Origin of the sequence: Janthinobacterium sp. GMG1, from assembly GCF_034427795.1 — a bacterium.
Lineage (GTDB): Bacteria > Pseudomonadota > Gammaproteobacteria > Burkholderiales > Burkholderiaceae_D > Janthinobacterium.
Genome location: NZ_JAXQNT010000032.1, coordinates 1 through 1,443 on the forward strand (window position 1 = coordinate 1; position 1,443 = coordinate 1,443).

The 1,443-nt window shown below is 64.2% G+C and carries 2 protein-coding genes; both read right to left on the bottom strand.

Annotation, left to right across the window (positions count from 1 at the left end; genetic code table 11):
- Positions 1 to 215 (bottom strand): phage major tail tube protein (locus tag SJI03_RS28720; RefSeq protein ID WP_322429446.1); only part of this gene is annotated, 215 nt, incomplete at its 3' end.
- Positions 216 to 265: 50 nt separating this feature from the next.
- Entirely contained in the window at positions 266 to 1,441 is a 1,176-nt protein-coding gene (locus tag SJI03_RS28725; protein ID WP_322429447.1) for a phage tail sheath protein, read from the bottom strand.
- Positions 1,442 to 1,443: the final 2 nt, after the last annotated feature.

The window sequence follows — 1,443 nt, forward strand, 5'->3', positions numbered from 1 at the left end:
TGCTTCAAGGCTTCGGCGATCAGGCCGCCGCCGCTCCATTCCAGCGACAGTGCCTCGTTGCCGAAGTCCACGGAGACGGGGCCGCTCATGCCGCCGGCGCGGTACTCTTCCATCTTGCGGCTGAGTTTCGGCAAGGTGACTTCGGGCACCATGCCCATGAACAGCACGCCGTTTTGAAATACGTTGAATTGCTTGAGTTTGTGGGGCATGCCCATAGCGTTCTCCAGTGGTCAGTTGCGCCCGCACACGGCGGGCACGGGGTCAGTTAAGCGGCGATGCGCGAGGCGAAGTCGGCCAGGTAGCGGTCGGTAATGCGCTGCTGGAAGCGCAGGTTTTCCAGCGGCGGCACGGGCGTGTAGTCGTAATCGATGGCCAGCTTGCCGTCTTTCAGCCCGGCCTTGTCGTTGTATTGCTCGTCATACCAGGCGTGGCCGTCGATGATGTAGCCCTGCAATTTCAAGTCGCGGAACTTGGCATTGATGCTTTCCAGCAGGTCGCGCACCAGGGACGGGTGCAAGGGCAGATCGACAAAGGCGAAATGCGCCTCGGCGATGGTGTCGGCCAGCACCTGGGCCGTGCGCGTGTAGCTCTCGAAATAAAAGAAGCCGCTCGGCGCCTCGCAGGTGCGCGAACCCCAGAAGCGATAGCCGCCCATGTTGATCAGGGTGGTCACTTCCTTGGCGTTGAGTACGCCGGCGTCGGTAGCCGGGTCTTGCAGATCGAAAAACACGTCCTTGCTGATGCCGGTGGGGCCATTCACGACCACATTGGACAAGGTCTTGTGCCAGCCCGTTTCCTCGTCGATCTTGGCGCGCAGGCCCATGGCGTAAGCGACAGCCGAAATGCTGGCCTCTTCGTCGATGGCGGTATCCCAGTTCACAAAATCCGGCCAGATGATCATCACCTCGCGCTGGCCGAACTGGCCGCGATAGGTGATGGCCGCGGTGACTGTAGCGCAGCCGTAGGCGGACGCATACACGAAGGCGCGCAGCTTCTGCGCGACGCTGGCCAGGGCGTTGGTGACAGCCTGGGTATCCAGGCCAGGTGCGCCCAGGATGCGCGGCTTCACGCCGAGCTTGCTCTGCGCGGCCAGCAGCGCCTGGGCACCCAGGTACTTGCCGTCCGGCGATACGCCGCCCACGGCGTTGCTGGTGGTTTCCGCCTCCGTTTCGCCTTCGGCCACGCGTACCACGACGGTCAGGGGCTTGGTCTGCGCGGCGATGGCCGCCAGGCTGCGGTACAAGGTGCCCGTCTTGCCGGCCTTGCCCATCGCGGCCAGCACGTTGGTGACGAGCACGGGCGTGTCGAGCGGGAAGGCCGCCGGGTCGGCATCGTCGGCCGTGGCGATCAGGCCCAGCACGGCCGTGGACACGGTGCGGATCGGGCGCGAACCTTCGTTGATTTCAATGACGCGCACGCCATGGTGGTAGTCGGTGGCCATAG